17 protein-coding genes and 1 tRNA gene are annotated in these 19911 nt (G+C 69.6%); 12 read left to right on the top strand and 6 right to left on the bottom strand.

Annotation, left to right across the window (positions count from 1 at the left end; genetic code table 11):
• Complete coding sequence (locus OLX02_RS09915) at nt 1-429, top strand: DUF4112 domain-containing protein (RefSeq protein ID WP_264422408.1); 429 nt, start codon at nt 1-3, stop codon at nt 427-429.
• A gap of 16 nt (nt 430-445) precedes the next feature.
• On the opposite strand, the gene OLX02_RS09910 is transcribed toward OLX02_RS09915, so the two are convergent.
• On the bottom strand, nt 446-637 hold the full coding sequence (locus OLX02_RS09910) for a DUF1674 domain-containing protein (RefSeq protein ID WP_264422406.1): 192 nt from the start codon (nt 635-637) through the stop codon (nt 446-448).
• Nucleotides 638-708: 71 nt separating this feature from the next.
• Between OLX02_RS09910 and OLX02_RS09905 the strand changes: the two genes are divergently transcribed.
• On the top strand, nt 709-1971 hold the full coding sequence (locus OLX02_RS09905; protein ID WP_264422404.1) for an RsmB/NOP family class I SAM-dependent RNA methyltransferase: 1263 nt from the start codon (nt 709-711) through the stop codon (nt 1969-1971).
• Between the two features lie 27 nt (nt 1972-1998).
• Here the strand turns inward: OLX02_RS09905 and msrA are convergent, their stop codons facing one another.
• Nucleotides 1999-2526 (bottom strand): peptide-methionine (S)-S-oxide reductase MsrA, encoded by a 528-nt coding sequence (gene msrA / locus OLX02_RS09900; protein WP_264422402.1) that lies wholly within the window; start codon nt 2524-2526, stop codon nt 1999-2001.
• Between the two features lie 103 nt (nt 2527-2629).
• Between msrA and aguB the strand changes: the two genes are divergently transcribed.
• The 3 genes from aguB (at nt 2630) to OLX02_RS09885 (ending at nt 4091) form a co-directional block, all read left to right on the top strand.
• Nucleotides 2630-3484 carry an N-carbamoylputrescine amidase gene (aguB, locus tag OLX02_RS09895; RefSeq protein ID WP_264422400.1) on the top strand — a complete coding sequence of 285 codons (855 nt, stop codon included), beginning with the start codon at nt 2630-2632 and terminating at the stop codon, nt 3482-3484.
• Nucleotides 3481-3990, top strand: a complete 510-nt coding sequence (gene folK, locus OLX02_RS09890) for a 2-amino-4-hydroxy-6-hydroxymethyldihydropteridine diphosphokinase (RefSeq protein ID WP_264422398.1) — start codon at nt 3481-3483, stop codon at nt 3988-3990. The genes aguB and folK overlap by 4 nt, the downstream gene beginning before the upstream one ends.
• Nucleotides 3991-4015: 25 nt before the next feature.
• A tRNA-Lys gene (locus OLX02_RS09885) sits at nt 4016-4091 on the top strand.
• Nucleotides 4092-4664: 573 nt separating this feature from the next.
• Here the strand turns inward: OLX02_RS09885 and OLX02_RS09880 are convergent.
• Nucleotides 4665-5270 carry a TetR/AcrR family transcriptional regulator gene (locus OLX02_RS09880; protein WP_264422397.1) on the bottom strand — a complete coding sequence of 202 codons (606 nt, stop codon included), beginning with the start codon at nt 5268-5270 and terminating at the stop codon, nt 4665-4667.
• Between the two features lie 89 nt (nt 5271-5359).
• Here OLX02_RS09880 and OLX02_RS09875 point away from each other — a divergent pair, with 89 nt between their 5' ends.
• The 3 genes from OLX02_RS09875 to OLX02_RS09865 are packed head-to-tail and all read left to right on the top strand — an operon-like array spanning nt 5360 to nt 10901.
• Nucleotides 5360-6436, top strand: a complete 1077-nt coding sequence (locus OLX02_RS09875; protein WP_264422396.1) for an efflux RND transporter periplasmic adaptor subunit — start codon at nt 5360-5362, stop codon at nt 6434-6436.
• Complete coding sequence (locus OLX02_RS09870; RefSeq protein ID WP_264422394.1) at nt 6433-9516, top strand: efflux RND transporter permease subunit; 3084 nt, start codon at nt 6433-6435, stop codon at nt 9514-9516. The genes OLX02_RS09875 and OLX02_RS09870 overlap by 4 nt, the downstream gene beginning before the upstream one ends.
• Complete coding sequence (locus OLX02_RS09865) at nt 9513-10901, top strand: efflux transporter outer membrane subunit (RefSeq protein ID WP_264422392.1); 1389 nt, start codon at nt 9513-9515, stop codon at nt 10899-10901. Before OLX02_RS09870 ends, OLX02_RS09865 begins: the two co-directional genes overlap by 4 nt.
• Here the strand turns inward: OLX02_RS09865 and OLX02_RS09860 are convergent.
• Nucleotides 10898-11686 (bottom strand): glutathione S-transferase family protein, encoded by a 789-nt coding sequence (locus OLX02_RS09860; protein WP_264422390.1) that lies wholly within the window; start codon nt 11684-11686, stop codon nt 10898-10900. The genes OLX02_RS09865 and OLX02_RS09860 overlap by 4 nt on opposite strands.
• A 59-nt stretch (nt 11687-11745) precedes the next feature.
• The gene (locus tag OLX02_RS09855) at nt 11746-12270 is read right to left on the bottom strand and encodes a hypothetical protein (protein WP_264422389.1); all 525 of its coding nucleotides are present in this window, start codon (nt 12268-12270) and stop codon (nt 11746-11748) included.
• A gap of 148 nt (nt 12271-12418) precedes the next feature.
• On the opposite strand from OLX02_RS09855, the gene OLX02_RS09850 reads away from it, so the two are divergent.
• Both OLX02_RS09850 and OLX02_RS09845 read left to right on the top strand, forming a co-directional pair.
• The gene (locus OLX02_RS09850; RefSeq protein ID WP_264422387.1) at nt 12419-13555 is read left to right on the top strand and encodes a pyridoxal phosphate-dependent aminotransferase; all 1137 of its coding nucleotides are present in this window, start codon (nt 12419-12421) and stop codon (nt 13553-13555) included.
• 76 nt (nt 13556-13631) lie between these two features.
• Nucleotides 13632-14750 carry an NADH:flavin oxidoreductase/NADH oxidase gene (locus OLX02_RS09845; RefSeq protein WP_264422386.1) on the top strand — a complete coding sequence of 373 codons (1119 nt, stop codon included), beginning with the start codon at nt 13632-13634 and terminating at the stop codon, nt 14748-14750.
• A 55-nt stretch (nt 14751-14805) separates the two neighbouring features.
• Here OLX02_RS09845 and OLX02_RS09840 read toward each other — a convergent pair whose 3' ends face one another.
• Nucleotides 14806-17946, bottom strand: a complete 3141-nt coding sequence (locus tag OLX02_RS09840) for an autotransporter domain-containing protein (RefSeq protein ID WP_264422385.1) — start codon at nt 17944-17946, stop codon at nt 14806-14808.
• Between the two features lie 365 nt (nt 17947-18311).
• On the opposite strand from OLX02_RS09840, the gene OLX02_RS09835 reads away from it, so the two are divergent.
• Both OLX02_RS09835 and OLX02_RS09830 read left to right on the top strand, forming a co-directional pair.
• On the top strand, nt 18312-18989 hold the full coding sequence (locus OLX02_RS09835; RefSeq protein ID WP_264422384.1) for an RNA polymerase sigma factor: 678 nt from the start codon (nt 18312-18314) through the stop codon (nt 18987-18989).
• Nucleotides 18986-19837 (top strand): hypothetical protein, encoded by an 852-nt coding sequence (locus OLX02_RS09830; RefSeq protein ID WP_264422382.1) that lies wholly within the window; start codon nt 18986-18988, stop codon nt 19835-19837. Before OLX02_RS09835 ends, OLX02_RS09830 begins: the two co-directional genes overlap by 4 nt.
• Nucleotides 19838-19911: the final 74 nt, after the last annotated feature.

Raw genomic sequence — 19911 nt, 5'->3', positions numbered from 1 at the left:
ATGACGACCACCACTTCGACCGTTCGCCCCGCCCGCATGGGCCCGCAGATCCCCGGTCTGGGCAATGATCCCGCCTCCGTCCGCCAGCGGGTGGAAGTGATGGAGCGGCTGCTGGAACGCAGCATCGCCGTGCCGGGCCTGGGCCGGGCCATCGGGCTGGACGCGGTGATGGGGCTGGTGCCGGTGGTGGGCGATCTCATCACCGCTGCATTGGGCGCGTGGCTGGTGTGGGAGGCGCGCAACCTCGGCATGTCAAAATGGAAGTTGTGGCGCATGGGCGCCAATGTCGCCTTCGATACCGCCATCGGCGCGGTGCCGGTGGTGGGCGATGCCTTCGACTTCGTGTTCCGCTCGAACAGCCGCAATCTGAAGATGATCCGCAAGCATCTGGACCGCCATCACCCCCAGTCGCAGGTGATCGAAGGGTAGCGGTCCGGGTGCCGCCTCAGAAGTCGATGGCGATGCCGTTCTTTTCCCAATCGCCGAAGCGCGTCGGGTCGATGCCATCCGGGTCCTCGCCGCGTTCGATGGGGCGCGGTGCGGGGGCGGGATCGTTGGTCCAGTGCGCGGGCGGCGTGAACGTGGCCGGGCGCGAGGTGGCGCGCTTCAGCGAAGGCGCGGATACGGGCTTGTCCATGCCGGTGCAGATGCGCGCTTGTTGGGCCTAGTGCAATTGCCAATCGCTGCCCGAAGCGCGATAGGCGGCAGATGCAAGCTCCTCGCTCCGATGAAACCCCCGGCGTCCCCGCGCGCCGTGCCGCCCTGCGTATGCTCGATGCCGTGTTGCGGCGGGGTGAGCCGCTCGATCAGGCCGGGCCGCCGATCCTGCGCGGGATCGAGCGTGGCGATGACCGGGCGCTGGCGCTGGCCATCGCGCAGGAAGCCCTGCGCTGGCTGGCCGATCTCGACGCGCTGATCGACGGCGCGACCCGGCAGATCCTGCCTGCGGACGCAAAGGCGCGCAGCGTGTTGCGGCTGATGCTGGCGCAGGCGCTGCGGCTGGAGCTGCCGCCGCACGCGGTGATCGCGACCGGCCTGCCGCTGCTGGAAGGCGGCCCGCGCCGGCTGGCGCACGGCGTGTTCTCGGCGGTTTTGAAAGGGGCGAAAGGGCTGCCTGCCGCGCCCACGCTGCCAGCCCCGGTGTTGGAACGCTGGTCGCGCGACTGGCCGGAACGGGTCTCTGCCATCGCCGCCGGCCTCGCCGTGCCGCCGCCGCTCGACCTCACGCTCAAGGACCCGGCGACGACTCAGGAATGGACGGAGCGGCTTGGCGGTGTCTCGCTGCTGCCCGGCCACGTCCGCGTGGCGCGTGCCGGGTCGGTCGAGGCACTGCCCGGCTATGGCGAAGGCGCGTGGTGGGTGCAGGATCTGGCGGCCAGCATTCCGGCGCGGCTGCTTGGCCCGGGCGAGGGTCGGCGCGTGCTGGACCTGTGCGCGGCACCGGGCGGCAAGACCATGCAACTCGCCGCCGCGGGCTGGAAAGTCACCGCGCTCGACAAGTCCGCACGGCGGCTGGAGCGGCTGCAATCGAACATGGAGCGCGTCGGACTTGCGGCCGATGTCGTCACCGCCGATGTGATGCAATGGCGTCCGGCGGAGATGTTCGATGCGGTGCTGCTCGATGCGCCGTGCAGTGCGACGGGCACGTGCCGCCGCCATCCCGACGTGCTGCTGCGCATGACGCCCTTTGCCGAGCTGGAGGAATTGCAGCGCGGGATGCTGGAGCGCGCGGCTGGTGCGCTGCGGCCCGGCGGTGAACTGGTCTATGCCGTGTGCTCGCTGGAGCCGGGCGAGGGCGAGGCGCAGGCCGACTGGGTGCGCGCGCTGCGCCCGGTGCCGGTCCCGTCAGACGTCCTGCCCGCGGGCATCGCGCCCACGCCGCGCGGCTGGTTCCGCAGCGATCCGGGTATGCTGGCCGAGGCCGGCGGCATTGACGGCTTCTTCACCGCGCACTGGCGCAAGGACGCGTAAGCACCCTCGCGCCAGCCGTGCGGCAGTTCAGCCCTTCACCTTGCTGGCGAAGCTCTTGCGCAGCTTCATCAGCTTGGGCGGGATGACGGCGAGGCAGTAGGGGTTCCGCTGCCCTTCGCCGTCCCAGTATTCCTGGTGGTAGTCTTCCGCCGGATACCATTCCGCCGGTCCTTCGATCGTGGTCACGACCGGTTCCGATCGTTCCGCCTGCGCGCGCGCGATCGCGGCCTCGAATTCGGCCTTCTGCTCGTCGTCCAGCGGGAACAGCGCGCTGCGGTATTGCGTGCCGACGTCGTTGCCCTGGCGGTTGAGCTGCGTCGGATCGTGGGTGGCGAAGAAGATGTCGAGCAGCTGCGCCAGGCTGATCGCGTCCGGATCGTAGGTGACGCGGATTGCCTCGGCATGGCCGGTGCTGCCCGAGCAGACCTGCTTGTAGGTGGGATCGGCGACCGTGCCGCCGATATAGCCGCTTTCCACTTCGGTGACGCCGATCACATCGCGGAACACCGCTTCGGTGCACCAGAAGCAGCCGCCCGCCATGATTGCCTGAGCCATGATCGTCCTTTCGTTCGTGTCTTGCGGTCCAGATAGGGAGCCGGGCCGTGACTGTCACCGTCCGGCCGTTGAATTGCGCGGGCATCCGCCATAAGTCCGCCTCATGACCCAGATCACCGTCGCCGCCCTGCAACTCGCGCTCAACCATGCCGAAGAGGCGCAGAACATCGCCGCCGTCGCCGCGCTGGTGGAGGAAGCCGCCGCCAGGGGCGCGCAGATCGTGCTGCCGCCCGAACTTTTCGCCGGCCCCTATTTCTGCAGCCGAGAGGACGAGGCGCTGTTCGCGCTGGCCCGCCCGCTGGACGAGGACCCCTCGGTGAAGGAAATGCGGCGGCTGGCCAAGGCGCTGGGCATCGCCATCCCGACCAGTTTCTTCGAGCGCGACGGGCATCACTATTACAACACGCTGGCGATGATCGGTCCCGATGGCGAGATCATGGGCACTTATCGCAAGAGCCACATCCCCGACGGCCCCGGCTATGAGGAAAAGTTCTATTTCCGCCCCGGCAACACCGGGTTCAAGGTGTGGGACGTGTTCGGCGCGCGGATCGGCGTGGGCGTGTGCTGGGACCAGTGGTATCCCGAATGCGCGCGCGCCATGGCCCTGATGGGCGCGGAACTGCTGTTCTACCCCACCGCGATCGGGTCCGAGCCCTACGACGCCAGCTTCGACACCAGCCGCATCTGGCGGCGCGCGATGCTGGGCCATGCCGCATCGAACTGCATGCCGGTGATCGCCGCCAATCGCATCGGCACGGAGGAAAACGACCAGCGCTTCTACGGCCACAGCTTCATCTGCGACCAGTGGGGCGATTTCCTGGCGGACTACGGGGCGGAGGAAACCGGCGTGCTGGTGGCAACCGTCGATCTGGCCGAAGCCGCCAAGCACCGCGCGGGCATGGGCTTTTTCCGCGACCGGCGCCCCGAACTCTACGCCCGCCTCGCCGAAGACAAGTGAGCGCCCCGCCGGAGCGCTACCTGATCGCGCTTGGCTCCAACGTCCGCCACGCGCGCCACGGCGCGCCGGCGGCAGTGCTGCGCGCGGCGGTGGCGGCCATGCAGGATGCAGGGTTGGCGGTGCGCGCATTCTCGCCGGTGATCGCCAGCGCGCCGCTCGGTCCCTCGCGCCGCCGCTATGCCAATGCCGCGGCGCTGGTCGAAACCCCGCTGGCGCCACGCGCGCTGCTCGCGCGGCTCCACGCGGTCGAGCAGGCGTTCGGCCGCGTGCGGCGCGGCGCGCGCTGGGGCGCACGGACGCTCGACCTCGACATCGTGCTGTGGAGCGGCGGCAAATGGCGCGACAAGGCGCTCGTCATTCCCCACCGCGAATACCGCGCACGCCATTTCGTGCTGGTCCCCGCCGCCCGCATTGCCGCCGACTGGCGCGATCCGCACACCGGACTTGCGGTAAAACACCAAGCCGCCCGCTTGACCCGCCGCACCCCGGCCCTTAGTTGCCCCTGACGCCGCGCGAACACGCGCACAGGGCGGGCCCTTAGCTCAGTCGGTAGAGCAACTGACTTTTAATCAGTAGGTCGCTGGTTCGAACCCAGCAGGGCTCACCACCGCAGGCGTTGCGGTCCCCAAAGCCAGCACTGGTCCCGGGAAGCGGACCGGCCCTTTGCCGAAGTGCGAATCCCAATCGCACAGAAGCGCGGCGAGCCAATGAAGGTATCGCGGATCGCCTCCCTGATCGTAGGCGGCGATGTGGGAATCGGCGCAGCGGACCATGTTGAGCTGCGCGCACCAATTGCGGTCTAAATAGGGATTCTGGTCCCAATCGAGCGGAAGGTCGAGCGGCAGCGGCGCGACGCCGGGGCGCGGGGCGAAGCTGATCGGGCCGGGACCGGCAATGGCCTGGCGGTTCTTGAGGGTCGGAATCCGTGCGGCCGAAACAGGCAGTGGCGCGTCCGAAGACCGGCGGCGCAGCAGGCGGAGAATCCCGGAAATGGTCATGATCCCCCGCGCAATCACGAGGGGACGCTGCCGGTGCCCCCGCCCCGCCAACGCACGTCCCCTGCGGGCGGGGTGGCAGCAGCGGGGCCATGCTGTCAAGCAAGGTGCAACGCGGGTCGGACCGGGGCAAATCCATCGACAGCACGGCGCTTGCCTCGGCCATCGACCTCGCCGGGGCGCCGTCAGTCGATCTGCGCGCAGATGCGGTTCAGGTGGTGTTCGATCAGGCGCTCTCGGTCCACCCACGCGAAGTGGGGGCGCGCGATGAGCAGGGAGGTAAGGCCGTGGACCGAGGCCCAGATCGACTGGGCGTTCAGTTCCACCGTCTCATCATCCGCATCCAGCATTCGCGCCAGCACCGTGCGCAGCACGCCGAACGCGCTTTCGCCGGCTTCCATGGCGGGATCCTTGCCCTGCTGTACCAGTGCGGAAACCGCCTCGGGCGGTTCGAGCATGAACGCGAGCCGGTACATGTCGGGATGGTCCAGGCCGAAATCGACATAGGCGCGGCCGAGCCGGCGGAACTGTTCGAGCGGTGTGCCGGGCTGCGCCATCACCTCTATCGAGCGGCGGTAAAGCGTCTCGAAAGCGCGGATGCACAGTTCGGCCGAGATTTCGTGCGCGGTGCGGAAGTGCGCGTAGAGCGAGGGCTGCGAGATGCCCACCGCCTGCGCGATCTGGCGGGTAGAGACGTGCGCCATCCCGTGCTGCGCGAACAATTGCAGCGCCACCTCCAGAATCTGTTCCCTGCGCTCACCGCCGCGCTGGCGCTTGTCGCTGCCTGACATCTGCCTTCCTTGTGATGGCCCGCTCTAGCGCTTGACAACCCTGCCGCCAACCTATCAATGATAGCCTGTCGGGGATAGGGGGGAATGTGATGCCGTCTCGGCACCGGATCGTAATCGCGTCAGGCCTGGCGCTTGCCGCTGCGTTGGCATTGGCGGGAAGCCTGCGCGGTGCGGATGCGCCGGTGCGGCCCGCAGAGCCGCCGGCAACCCCGGTGCAGGTCTTTGTGGTGGGGGCAGCCGGGCAGGGCACAAACGCCGGGATGGCAGCCGCTCACGCGGCAACGCTCCACCGCGACCGCGAGGCGACGCTCTCGTTCCGGCTGGGCGGAAAGCTGATCGCGGTGCCGGTGCGCTATGGCCAGCGGCTGGGCGCTGGCGCGCTGGTCGCCGCCATCGACGCTACGCCTTATGCGGCCGCCTCGGCGCGGCAGGCGGCGGACGTGGCGCGGGCAGGGCGCGCGGCCGAGCGTTACGGCGCACTGGCGCCCGAGGGCGCCATCTCCGATGCACAGGCGCGCGATGCCCGCGATGCTCTGGCCGCCGCGCGCGCGGGGCAGGCATCCGCGCACTACGATCTGGCATCGACCCGGCTGACCATGCCATTCGCCGGAGTGGTTCTGTCGCGCAGCGCCGAAGCGGGCGAAACGGTGGCGCCGGGCCAGGCGGTCGCGGTCGTGGCCGATCTGTCTTCGCCGCTGATCGCGGTGGCGCAAGTGCCGGTGGCAGCCGCAGCCGGTCTGCGACCCGGCATGGGCGCCCGCGTCACCGTTCCCGGGCGCGCCGAACCGATGGCCGCGCGCGTGTTGCGAATCGCGGGCGGCGGCGATGCGCGCTCGGGCACGGTGCTGGTCGATGTCGCGGTCATCGGGGACGGTGGTCTTGCCAGCGGCACGCCGGCATCGGTTGCGTTCGAGGGCGACGGCGGCGCGCGCCAGCCCACGGGCGAAGTGCTGATCCCCGCCGAGGCGATCCTTGACGCACAGGGCGCGCGCGCGTCGGTCTATGTCATTGATGCAAGGGGCCGGGCGCGCCGGACGGAAGTGGTCTTCGGCGGCTTTGCGGACCGGTTCGCGCGAGTCACCGGGTTGCCGGCGGGCGCGCGGGTCATCACGGCCGGGGCCGGCTTTGTCGGCAATGGCGATCCTGTAGCGGTCACCGGCGCATGAACGGGATCATCGAATTCGCGGTGCGACGCTGGCAGTTTTCGCTGCTTGCCTTCGCCATGCTCGTCGCGCTGGGGCTGAACGCGTTTTTCGCGGTGCCGCGCACCGAGGATCCGCAGCTCAGCTTCCCCAACTATTTCGTCACCGCCGTTCTGCCCGGCGCCACGCCCGCCGACATGGAACAGCAGGTGACCAAGCCGATCGAGGATGCGCTCGCCGGCCTGGACAACTTGCGTGAGGTGCGCTCGACAACGGGCGACGGCGTCGTCGCGGTCACCGCCGAATATGTCTGGGGCACGGAGCCGGAGCGCAAGTACGACGAGATCGTGCGCGAGATCAACGCGCTGCGCCCCAGCCTTCCGGCCGGGGTCGCGCGGCTGGAAATCCAGCGCGCACGGCCGACCGGTGTGCCCATCGTGCAGGTCGCGCTGGTCAGCCGGATCCTGCCGATGCGCGCGCTGGACAAGCAGGCGCGCGACTTGCGCGATGCCTTCGCGCGCGTGCCCGGCATCCGCAAGGCCGAAGTGTTCGGCGCACCCGTCAGCGAGTTGCGCGTCGCGCTCGATACCGCGCGCCTTGCCGCAATGGGCATCCCGGCGGGCGCAGTGATCGACGCGCTGCGTGCGGCCGGTGCGGATACCCCCATCGGCAGCGTCAACGCGGGCGCCCGCCGTTTCAACGTGCGCTATGCCGGGACCTATCCCGATCTGGCGGCGGTGCGCGCGGTGCCGGTGGGCATCTCGGGCGGCCGGTCCGTGCTGGTGGGCGATGTCGCCGCGGTCGACTGGGCGCAGCGTGAAGCCTCGCACATCGTCCGGTTCAATGGCGAGCGCGCGCTGGTGGTCACGGCGGAGCAGGCCGATCACCAGGACGTGCGGATGCTGACCGACCTGCTGCGCACCGAGATCGACCGCTTTCGCCTGACCTTGCCGGGCAGCGTGCGGCTGGAAACCGGGTTCGTCCAGGCGGAGAACGTGCGCCGCCGACTTGGCTCGCTGGGCCGGGATTTCCTGCTCGCCTTCGCCATCGTCGCGTTCACGCTGCTGCCGCTGGGCTGGCGCGCGGCGGGCGTGGTGATGCTGGCGATCCCGGTGTCGCTGCTGATCGGGATGAGCCTGCTGGCGACCACCGGCTTCGGGCTCAACCAGATGGCGGTCACGGGGTTCGTCATCTCGCTCGGCCTGCTGGTGGACGATGCCATCGTGGTGATCGAGAACGTCGCGCGGTGGCTGCGCGGCGGGGCCGATCCGATGACCGCCGCGATTGGCGCCACGCAGCAGATTGCGCTGGCCGTGCTGGGCTGCACCGCCTGCCTGATGTTCGCATTCCTCCCGCTCGTGGCGCTGCCGGAGGCGGCGGGCGAGTTCATCCGTTCATTGCCGGTCGCGGTCCTGGGCACGGTGCTCGGCTCGTTGCTGGTCTCGCTCACGCTGATCCCGTTCGCCGCCAGCCGGTTCCTGTCGCGCAACGAGGATCCGCACGGCAACGGGCTGCTGCGGCTGATGACCGGCGGCATCGAGCGCGTCTATGCTCCGGTGCTGCGGTGTGCGCTGGCGCGGCCGTGGCGCGCGCTGGCGATCATCCTTGGCATCGCCATGCTTTCGGTGCCGCTGCTTTCCGCCATCGGCTCCAGCCTGTTTCCCCCGGCCGAGCTGCCGCAGTTCCTGATCAAGATCGAAATGCCCAAGGGCACGGCATTGGCGACGACCGATGCCATGGTGCGCCGCATCGACGCCCGCGTGCGCCGCGAACCGTCCGTGGTGTGGACCGTCGCCAATGCTGGGCGCGGCAGCCCCCGGCTTTACTACAACAGCGTTCCCGCGCCCGAGGACCCGGCGCTGGGCGAAGTGGCGGTCAGTTTCCGCACATGGGACAACCATGACAGCACGCGCGTGCAGGACCGGCTCCGCGCCGAGTTCGACCGCATCCCCGGCGCGCGGATCAAGATCGTCAATTTCGTCCAGGGCCCCCCGGTGGAAGCACCGGTGGCGGTGCGGATCGTCGGTCCGGATCTCGATACGCTGACGCGGCTGGCCGATCGGGGCGAGCAGGTGCTGCGGTCGATGCCCCAACTGCGCGACGTGGCCAACCCGATGCGCATGGCGCGCACCGATCTTCAGGTGGAAGTCGACGAGGCCCGCGCCAGGGCGCTGTCGGTGCCCGCCGGCGCCATCCGCCAGGCGATGCAGGTCGCGCTCGGCGGGGCAACGCCCGCCGTGCTGCGCGATGCCGATGGCGACGACTATCCGGTCACGGTGCGCCTGCCAATGGCGGGCCGCAACGAAGTCTCCGCGCTCGACCGGGTCTACGTCTCGACCCCGGCGGGCGGCAGCGTTCCGTTGTCCACGCTGGCAACGTTGCGGTTGCATTCCGGCGCGGCGCAGATCGAGCGCATCCAGCGCGAACGCGCGGTCACGCTCAGTGCGTATGTGCGCGACGGCGTGCTCGTCAGCCGTGTCACCGAAACGGCGCTGGCGCGGCTGGGCCGGGAGCTTGTGCTGCCACCAGGCTATTCGCTGAAAGTCGCGGGCGAGGCCGATGCGCAGCAGCGCAGCTTTGGCGGGCTGCTGCCTGCGGTCGTGGTGGCCACGGTGGGCATCCTTGGGGTGCTGGTGCTGGAATTCGGCACGTTCCGCAATGTCATCGTGATCGCGGGCGTGGTGCCGCTGGGCTTCTTCGGGGCGGTCGGCGCGCTCTGGCTCACGGGCAACAGCCTGTCGTTCACCGCCGCAATCGGGTTGATCGCGCTGGTGGGGATCGAGATCAAGAACTCGATCCTGCTCGTCGATTTCACCGAACAGTTGCGACGCGACGGCTTGCCCGTGCGCGAGGCGGTGGAGAAGGCGGGCGAACTGCGCTTCCTGCCGGTGCTGCTCACCTCGATCACCGCGATCGGCGGCCTTCTGCCCCTCGCTATCGAAGGCAACGGGCTGAATGCGCCCATGGCCATCGCGATGATCGGCGGGCTGGTCACCTCCACCCTGCTCGCGCGCATCGCCACGCCGGTCATGTACCTGCTGCTCGCCGAGCGGGCGGAACCGCGCGCGCGGTTCGATCACGCCGTGGAAGGAGCGCTGGCATGAGCCGCAGACTGATCCCCGCCGCCGCGCTGCTGCTGGGCGGCTGCGCGGCCGGCACCGCGTATGCCCCGCCGCAACTGCCGGTCGCAGGTGCGTGGAAACAGGCCGCCTCGATGCCCCGTCCGGCGGAGCGCGCATGGTGGTCCTCGTTCGGCGACCCGGTGCTGGACCGCCTTGTCGCCCGCGCGCTGGCGGGCAATCCGGACATCGACGTGGCATTGGCGCGGGTCGAGCAATCGCGCGCCGCCGCGGGGCTGGCGCGCGCGGCGGCACTGCCCTCGGCCACGGTAAGCGGCACGGCCGCGCGCTCGCAGCAGTCGCTGGAGGAAGGGCTGGGGCGGCTCTCGCGCTACGTTCCGGGATTCGGGCGCACCCAGAACCGCATCGATCTTGGCCTCAACCTGTCATGGGATCTCGATTTCGCGGGCGGGCTTGCGCGCCAGAACGAAGCGGCGAGGGCTGACCTCGTCGCCGCCGCCGCGGGCACCGACGCGGCCCGCCTCGCGGTCGCAGCCGAAGTGGCCGATACCTATCTGGGGCTTCGTGCGGCCGAAGAGCAGCTGGCGCTTCTCGCGCAGCGCCGCACGCTCGTTGTCGAACGCCACGCCATCATGGGGCGGCGCGTGGCGCGGGGAGAGGCGGCGGCGAACGCGCTGGAGGAGCCGACGGCGATGCTCGCCGCGCTCGATGCCGCGCTGCCCGCCGCGCACGGGGCGGTGCAGGTGGCGAAAGGGCGGCTGGCGATCCTGGTCGGCGAACCGGCGTCCACCGACCTGCCCGAACTCGCGGCCGGCGGCGCGGTGCCACAGGCGGGCGATCCGGCCGCAGGCGTCCCGGCGGACCTGCTGCGCGCGCGGCCTGATCTTGTCGTTGCCGAAGCGCGGCTGCGTGCCGCCCATGCCCGCGTCGGGCAGGCGCTGGGCGAATATTGGCCCAAGCTCAGCCTCGCCGGCCTGCTCGGCTTCAGCAGCAACACGCTGTCCACTTTCGGCAGCGGGGATTCCAGCGTGATCCAGGGCGGCGTCGGGCTGCGCTGGCGCCTGTTCGATTTCGGCCGGGTGGATGCAGAGATCGCCCGCGCACGCGGACAGGAGCACGAGGCGCTGGCGACTTATCGCGGACAGGTGCTGAAAGCCGGCGAGCAGGTCGAAAGCGCCTTCATCCAGCTGGCGGCCGCGCGATCGGCGCTGGTGCAGCGGCAGGCGCAGGAGGCCGCGCTGGCCCGCGCCGCCACACGCGCCGCCGCCGCGTTCAGGGTGGGCGAGATCAGCCGCGACCAGCTTCGCGCGGTGGAAACGGTCCGGCTCGACGGCGCGGACGCGGTGCTCGATGCCCGGCTCGACGCCGCCCGCGCGGTGCTCGCCTGCCACCGCGCGCTGGGTGGCTAGCCCGCGAACTTGCCCAGATCGGTGAAGCGCACATTGTCCTTGGCGATGCCGTCCAGCACCACGTCCAGCCCGCCCGCGCGGATCATCCATTCGAGCCGGTGATCCCGGTATTGCCGCTTGAACAGCCCGGCCTCGAGGAAGGCGGCGACTTGCGCCATTGGCTCGACCTGCGCCTCGGCTTCGGCAAAAGTTTCCGCCACCGATGGCCGTGCGCGCACGCGTTCGAGCCATGCCTCCAACCGCGACCCAGACCGGGGCGGGAAGCCGAACAGGCCCGACATCATGACGTAGGGCGCGGCGCAAAGGTCGCCCCAGCCGAAGTCCGGCCCGGTCAGCCAGCCGCTGTCCTGAATCTGCGCCTCAAGCCAGTTCTGGAGCTGTGCCGTCTCGCGCCCGGCACTCGCCCGCAGCGCCTCGGCCTTGTCGGGGGCTCGTCCGAAGAAGCGGATTTCGCCAAGGCCCCAGTTGATCGCCTCGTAGTGCGTGTCGCACACTTCCTCGATCAGCCGGCAGCGTGCGCGTTGCAGCGGATCGGCCGGACGCATCGCGGGCAGGGGGTGGGCGTCCTCGATATATTCGAGAATCACCGTGGAATCGTAGAGCGTGGCGTTGTCGTCCACCACCAGCGCGGGCACTTCCATGCGCGGGTTGTGGCGGGCGTAGTCGTCGCCTTCGCCCGAGCCCACGCCCGGCGGCATCGCCTGCGTGAAGGCGAGGCCCTTTTCGCGCAGCATGATGCGCACCTTCTGGCCATAGGGCGAGAAGGGATGGTCGTAGAGCAGCATGGAAAATGTATCCGGAATAGGCGGGCGGGAGCAGCAGCCTGCCCCCGCCCTCGCAAGAATCAGGCGCTTGCGGCCTGCGCGGCGCGGCCCGCCATGATGCGGCTGCCGATGTAGAAGATGCCGCCGAAGTAGAGCGTCGCCAGCGCGATCGAGGCGAACACGTTCTGGAAGTTTTCGCCCTGCTGGATCAGCGGCGCGTTCATCACGGTCACGAACAGCATGTAGCTGGCGTTGAACACCAGTGCCATGCGCTGGGCGATCACCATGAACAGCGCGATGATGATGATGGCCAGAGCCGCGATCACGAGCGCGGTGTTGCCCGTGCTGGCGCCGATCTGCACCATGTAACTGGTGGCAGTGCCGGCCAGCGCACCGATTACCGCGGCGGGCAGCTTCTTCAGGTCGGACATATCGACCGTGGTCCAGAACCACAGCAGCGTGAAGCCGGCATAGAGCGGCTGGAGGTGCAGCGCGGTGCCAAGCGCGATGAAACCGGCGATCAGGATGATGGCGGCAAGCGTGATGCCGGCGGCAAGGCCGGTGGATGGCGGGGCGTGCGCCGCCGCTGTCGGTTCAGTAGACATGGACCTCTCCTTGTGCGCCCGGTTCGTGCCGGCCGTCTGCGTGCCATTGGGCCATGCCGGGGCACCGCTGTCAATCATTCGAGTAAGTAAGAGCGTGGGGTCGTCGCGGGATTTGAACCTTCCACGGCGCGTTGCTAGGCCACGGAGCATGATTGCCCGGCTCGAACCCTTTCACGCCATATCCGTCTCGGTCCTCGCGCATCGCCTCAAGGCGGAAGGGCGCGACGTGATCCACATGGAATTCGGCCAGCCCTCCACCGGGGCGCCCGCCGCCGCCATCGCCGAGGCGCACCGCGTGCTCGATAGCGATCCAATGGGATACTGGCAGAGCGACGCGCTGAAGGCGCGGATCGCGCTGCACTACAGGGAAAGCTGCGGGGTCGCGGTCGATCCCTCGCAGGTGATCCTTACCTGCGGCGCCTCGCCCGCGCTGGTCATGGCGCTGTCGCTGCTGTTCGGCCCCGGCGCGCGCGTCGCCATCGCCCGCCCCGGCTATGTCGCCTATCGCAACAACCTGCGTGCGCTGTTCATGGAAGCGGTGGAACTGCCCTGCGGCCCGGAGCAACGTTTCCAGTTGACCGCCGCCGCGCTCGAAGCGCTCGATCCGGCGCCTGACGGTGTGATCCTCGCCAGCCCGGCCAATCCCACGGGCACGGTGATCCCCGCCGACGAACTTGCCGCCATCGTCGATGTCTGCCGCCGCCGCGGCATCCGCATCGTGTCGGACGAGATCTACCACGGCATCACGTATGGCGAGCCGGCCGTCTCGGTCCTCGGGTTCGATAGCCAGGCGCTGATCGTCAACAGCTTCTCCAAGTATTTCAGCATGGCCGGGTGGCGGCTGGGCTGGCTGGTGGTGCCGCCCGATCTCGTGGGGCAGGCGGTGGCGCGCATGGGCAACCTGTTCCTCACCCCGCCTTCGCTCAGCCAGCATGCGGGGCTGGTGGCGTGGGATTGCCGTGACGAACTGGAAGATCACGTCGCCACTTATGCGCGCAACCGAGACCTGCTGCTCGATGCGCTGCCCGGCATGGGCCTTGCCCGGATCGCCCCGCCCGATGGCGCCTTCTACATCTGGGCCGACATCGGCCACCTGACCGATGACAGCCTGGCCTTCTGCGAACGGCTGCTGCGCGATACCGGGGTCTGCACCGCGCCGGGCATCGATTTCGATCCGGTCGAGGGCCACCACTTCATCCGCTTCAGCTTCGCGGTATCCACCCCGCTGGTCGAGGAGGCGATCCGCCGGATGAAGCCCTGGTTTGCCGCGCAGAAGAAGGACTGAGGCCGGGCGCGGGTGCAATGGCGGGGGGGCGCTTCCTATCTGGGGGCGGTCCCTCTCCCAAGGAGCACCTGATCCCATGTCCTCTCCCAAGCTGTTCCAGCCTTTCGACGTCGGCGGGCTTCACCTTGCCAACCGCATCGTCATCGCGCCGATGTGCACCTATTCCGCCGTCGACGGGCAGATGACCGATTGGCACACGATCCATCTGGGCAGCCTTGCCCATTCAGGCGCGGCGCTCCTCACCATCGAGGCGACCGCAGTCGAACCCGAAGGCCGGATCAGCTACGCCGATGTCGGCCTGTGGGACGATGCCACCGAAGCGGCGATGGCGCGCACGCTGGAAAGCGTCCGCCGCCATTCGGCCATGCCCATCGCCATCCAGCTCGCCCATGCGGGGCGCAAGGCTTCCACCGCGCGGCCGTGGGACGGCGGCGCGCAGATCGCGCCGGGGCAGGCCCATGGCTGGCAGACGGTGGCGCCCTCCGCGCTGCCCTTCGCCGCGGGCGAGAACCCGCCGGCCGCGCTGGACCGCGCCGGGCTGGACCGCGTCCGCGATGCCTTTGTCGCCGCCGCCCGCCGCGCCGCGCGGCTGGGGATCGACGCGGTGCAGATCCATGCCGCGCACGGCTACCTGCTGCACGAATTCCTCTCGCCGCTCTCCAATCATCGCACGGACGACTATGGCGGCAGCCTTGAGAACCGGATGCGCTTCCCGCTGGAAGTGTTCGACGCGGTGCGGGCCGCCTTCCCCGCAGATCGCCCGGTCACGGTCCGCGTCTCGGGCACCGACTGGGTCGAAGGCGGGTGGGATATCGAGCAGACCGCCGCTTTCGCCAAGGCGCTCGAATCGCGCGGCGCCGATGCCATCCACGTTTCCAGCGGCGGGCTCGATCCGCGGCAGGCGATTCCGGTCGGCCCGAACTATCAGGTGCCGCTGGCGCGCGCGGTGCGGCAGGCGGTGTCGATCCCGGTCGTTGCGGTGGGCCTGATCACCGAGCCGGAACAGGCCGAGGCGATCGTCGCCACCGGCGATGCCGATCTGGTCGCGCTGGCGCGCACCGTGCTTTACGAGCCGCACTGGCCGTGGCGCGCCGCCGCCGCGCTGGGCGGGCAGGTGGAAGTGCCGCCGCAATACCTGCGCAGCCAGCCGCGCCAGTATCGCGACCTGCTGCGGACTTCCGTCCCCGCTGCATAAAGGAAAAGGGGGCGGTCCCGGCGGGCCGCCCCTCTCGCGTTCTCCTGCGGAAACCTCAGAGCGCGATGCTGAGCGAAGCGCGCGCCGAGTAGGACGTGCCGCCGCCCTGCGTGCGTTCCGCCCCGGCGCTGAGCTTCCAGGTATAGTCCAGCCCGCCTTGCAGGATGCTGGCCTCGCCCACCCACGCCGAGCGGATCGATTCGGGGGTGAGCGTGAAGGCGTTGCCACCCGTGAAGTTCGCAGTCACGTCGCCGAGTTCACCCGACAGGCGGTTGCGCCGGCCAGCTTCGAGTTCGACCGTGAACGGCCGCCCTTCGTAGCTGCCCTGTCCCGCGCTCCATGCCGCCACCAGCGTGGTCGTGCCGTTCAGCGCGCTGCTGTTGCGGCTGCCAACCGCCAGCGCCAGCGCGGCATCGCCGGTTTCGGTGTAGCCGTTTTCGTGCAGGCGGTAATAGTCGAGCACGGCCTTGGGCTTCAGCGAGAAGCCGCCGCCCACGTCCACCTTGTAGGACAGGCCGCCCGTTCCCGAGACGGTCCAGCCCTTCCAGCTGCCGGCGGCGGTATAGGTGAAAGCGGTGCTGTCGGCCGTTCCGGCGAACGTCCGGGTCGACGTGAACGAAGTCTTGCCGACCCCGGCGCGCGCGTAGGCGTAGAGCGGACCCTTCGCCAGCCGCCAGAACGCGCCCAGTTCATAGCTGTTGCCCTTGACCGTCTGCGCGTCGCCGGTCTTGGCATTGCCCGAGAAGTAGAGGAACGAGGCGCCGATGTTGCCGATGCCGGTGCGCCGCTCCATCCCGAACGAGAGGCCGTAGCCATCGGTCTTGAACCCGGCGCCGGTCGCGTCGGCCTTCTCGGTGCCGCGGAAGTAGATCGGCTCCAGCCAGCCGCCCACATCGCTGATCGTGAAGATCGACGAATCGTCGGCCACATGGCGCGCGGCCAGCCGCGATCCGCGCGTCACCAGGTCGAACGTGCCGCCGTTGAATACCGGCAGAAGCTGCGAGAACTGCGATTGGAGCGTGGCAACGTCCGCCACCTGGAGCAGGCTGGTCTGCAAGCTCGCATAATTCACGGCATTCGCCAGGATTGCGCCATAGGCCGACGCCTGCGCCGCGTTCAGGCCAAGCTGGTCGGCCGTCTTGCGCGAGATCGTCAGCAGCAGGTCATTGCCCTCGGCGCTCACCGTGCCGTTGTAGAGCACCGGCATGTTGAGCGCGGTATCGCCGATGTTGCCGGTGCCGGTCAGCGTGCCCGCGCTCAGCACGGTGTAGGTGCCCTCGGCCTCCGCCAGCGAGGAAACGGTCGCGGAAATCTTCGCGCCGCTGGCGAAGCTGGCGGTATCGGCGACAAGCTTCGAACTCGTCCCCGTCGCCCCGTCGACATAGACCGCCAGCGTGCCGCCCGCGCCAATGTTCAGCGCGTGAACGGCCGTGGTGCCGGTGGCATTGGCGCCGAAGGTGCCGGAATTGACGTTCACCGTCAGCTGCGACCCCCCCGTCACCGTGCCCAGCCAACGCGCGCTGTCCGCCAGTGTCAGCGTGCCGAGCTGACCGTTCAGCGCCATCGTGCCGGTAAAGCGCGAATTGCCGGCCATCGTCATCGCGGCGGTGCCGGTGCCGAAATCGATCTTGCCGATGTACTTGGCATCGTCTGCCAGCTTCACCGTATCGTCGCCCGCCGCGAGGTAGGTGTTGCCGGTGATCTTGCCGCTGCCCACGTCGAGCGTGTCGTTCCCGCTGCCGGTATAGATGTCGCCAGTGATCGAGGTGTAGACGGTGGCCGTGTCCGGGTTGTAGCCGCTCGCGGCCTTCGCGGTGGCCTGCAGGGCGGCGTTGGTGGCGTTCAGGGACTGCTTGATGGTCACGCCGGTGGTGTTCGCCGAAACGTCGATGGCGGCCAGCTTGTCCTCGCTCGATCCGCTGACCGCGATCGTGCCGGTGTTGCTGATCGTGGCCAGCGTGCCCGACATGTCCTTGATCGCATAGGATCCGCCGATGCCGGGCGAGCTGATGACGGCCTTGATCGTGCCGTCGTTGCTCAGCGTGGTCACGCTCGACCCGGCATTGATCAGCAGTGCCGTGGCCGAGGAATCGATCGTCGTGGCGGTGATCGAGCCGGAAACCCCGATGCCGTTGGTCAGGGTCACGTTGCCGCCCTGTCCGCCGATCACCACGCCATAGGCATCGGTCGAACTGTAGTACGACGTGGCCGAAACCGACCCGTCGATGCCGAGCGAATACGTGCCGAGTTTGGTCGTGCCGCCGCCGATGGTGGTATCGGCCGCGCCGCCGATCAGCAGCGCGGGGCTGTTGCCGAACGCAATGATCGAGCCGGTCGACTGGTCTGTGGCAGACGAATCCACCGGCGCGTAAAGCACGACGCCGCCCGCCACGTTGCCGCCGATCTGCACCGCGGCCTTGCCCGAATGGAGCGCGCTGCGCGACAGAACCTGCGTCGTGCCATCGTCGGCGGTGTAGCTGGCGGCCTGCGTCAGCGCGCCGTTGATCTTGACCTTGCCGCCCACGTCGCCGCTCACCACCAGCGCCTGCGCGCCCTGGCCGATGACCGAGACGGAGCCGCCCGCGTTGACGCTTCCCGCCACCGCGCCGGTGCGGATACCCACGCTGTTGTCGCCCTTGACCTTGATCGTGCCGGTGGTCGTGAGATCGCCCGTCAGCGCCGAATCCACGGCAATGCCTGCGGAATTCAGCCCGTCGACGGCGATTGTCCCGGTGTTGCCGATCGAGCCGGTCATGGTGCCGCCCGATGCGACGTGAATGCCGTAGCGGTCGCTTGCGCTGGCCACCGGCCCGTCGGCGATGCCGTTGCTGTCGGCGTCCGCCGCGGTGAAGGTTTCGGTGACGGTGATCGTGCCGTCGTTGGTGATGGTGGTGGCGACCGGCGCCACGAAGATGCCCATGGCGCCGTTGCCCGTGCCGGCGGTGATCGCGCCGCCACTGTTCACGGTTACCGTCTTGCCGGCATCGACCGTGACCGCGTTGCCGGTCGTCACGGCCACCGTGCCGCCGCTGGCGACAGTGACGTTGCCCGCGCTGGAGGTGGCGAGCGGCGCGGTCGTGCTGGTGCTGATGGTGGTGTCGGCAAGGGCGGGGGCAGCGCCCGCCGCCAGCGCGACCGGGATCAGCGCGAACGTGGCGGTGGAGGCGAGGAAGCGGTTGGCGGCGTGGCGCGGCATGGCATCGTTCTTCCGAATCAAGGAGGGCATCCGAAAAGGGGGACCTGCGCCGTCCGGTCTCAAGCCGGAGTGCGCAGGCCCAGGTGTCTGTCTGCTGCGCGAATCGCGGGGACATCGCCCCTCGCGCAAAGGCCGTTCAGTGTTGGAAGCCGCGCGGCGGGTCCGGGGGCGGTGCCGCACGGCTTCCGCATGGCTCAACGGCAGGCGCCGCATCGCCCTTCGCCGCAGGGCCGAAAAAATTGCGGCGGGGTTTATGGCTCGTAAATTTGGCGTTCAGGCGGAAATGCCCAGCAGAGGCACCGGGGACAGGGGGAATTGGACGGAGATACCCTCGTGCGCGCCTGCGATCACCGGAAGCCGACCGCATGATGTTTCATGGCGACATCCAGCGCCACGCCGACATGCTCGGCGATGGCGACTATATTCCCGGCGACATGCGGCAGGATCCCGTGACGCCCCCAATCGACGCCCGCATGGATGACACCGCGCTGATGGCCGAGGTGGCCCTCGGCAATGCCGATGCGTTCGCAGAGTTGGTCGACCGGCACACCGCGCCGCTTTACCGCGTGGCCATGCGGATGCTGGGCGATGGGCATGAAGCGGAGGACGTGGTGCAGGATGCCTTCACCCGCCTGTGGCAACAGGCGCCGCGTTGGCAACCGAGCGGCGCCGGGCTGGTCGGCTGGCTCCACCGCGTCACCATGAACCTGTGCTTCGATCGCAAGCGGCGGTTCCGCGTGGTGACGGCGCCCGAACTGCCCGACATGGCCGATGAAGCGCCGCTGGCCGATGCCCTGATCGAGGCGGGGCAGGCGCGCAGTGCGGTCGCCGCCGCGCTGGCCGACCTGCCGGAGCGGTATCGGGCCGCGTTGGTGCTTTGTTATTATGAAGGTTTTTCGAATGCCCTTGCAGCCGACGTGTTGGCGCTCAACATAAAGGCTATGGAATCCTTGCTGTTCAGGGCCCGGCGCCAGATGCGCGACCTGTTGGAAAAGCGCGACGTGCGCTGCCGCGACCTTGCCGCCGCGGGGCCGCTGGCGTGACGCGCCGCGTGCCCATCTCGCCCGAACGGCGCGAGGCGGCGCTCGACCGGGCGCTTGATCTCGCCGCCGCACCGCGCGTGCCGTCCGGCCTTGCCGCGCGCATCGCGCGGGAGGCGGTGCGCCTGCCGCAGTTGCCGCCAGAGGTGGCACCGGCTCCACAAGTAGAGCCTGTTCCGGCGGTGCCCGCGATGAACGGGCCCGCCGCGGTGGCCGTGCTCCCGTCCCGGCGTGAGCCGCGCCGCTGGCTGCTCGGCGCGGGCGCGGGCTTTGCCGCGATCGCCGCAGGCATTGCCGCTGTTGCCATGGTCGGCGGGGCGAACGAGCCTGCGGCATTGATCGCCCCGCCAGCCCCGATGGCGGCGTTGCCGGCGAGCGGCCCGGCACCGGCGGCCCCCGCCGCGCCTTTCGCCCCCGCCGTGCCTTTTGCCAGCGCCGTGCCGCAATCCGCCGGACAGGGCTCGCCCGCGCTTTCCCAGCCGACCCGGCTGGCCGGACCATCGGCGACGCCGGTTACCGCGCAGCGCCGTGCCGCACCTGCCGCCACGGTAGCGGACAATCCCGTCGTCCCGGCCGCTGCGGCGCCCGCTGCGCTGGCTGTCGCGACCCCGCCGTCCTCCGCATCGCCCTCCGCATCGTCCTCAGGGCCGGTGGCCAGGCCGGACGATGAGCCGGCCGCGCCGATTCCCGGCGCACGCGGCCAGATGGGACCGTTCCTGCCGCAAGGCTACGGCTACACCGGCGGTGTGCCCGGCACGATCCCGCAGAGCGCTCCGGTGACGATGTCCGGAGGTCCCGGCGGTCCAGGAGGCGGCCCCGGCATGGGCGGTCCCGGTCCCCGGCGGTTCTGACTTCCCGCCCGGCCGCCGCGCGGGTAAGGTTCGCTTCCGCGTGATCGATGCCGAAGGGCGCACGCAGCGCGGCA

The organism is Novosphingobium sp. KCTC 2891, from assembly GCF_025938155.1.
Lineage (GTDB): Bacteria > Pseudomonadota > Alphaproteobacteria > Sphingomonadales > Sphingomonadaceae > Novosphingobium.
This window is presented reverse-complemented; position numbering and strand designations above follow the sequence as displayed.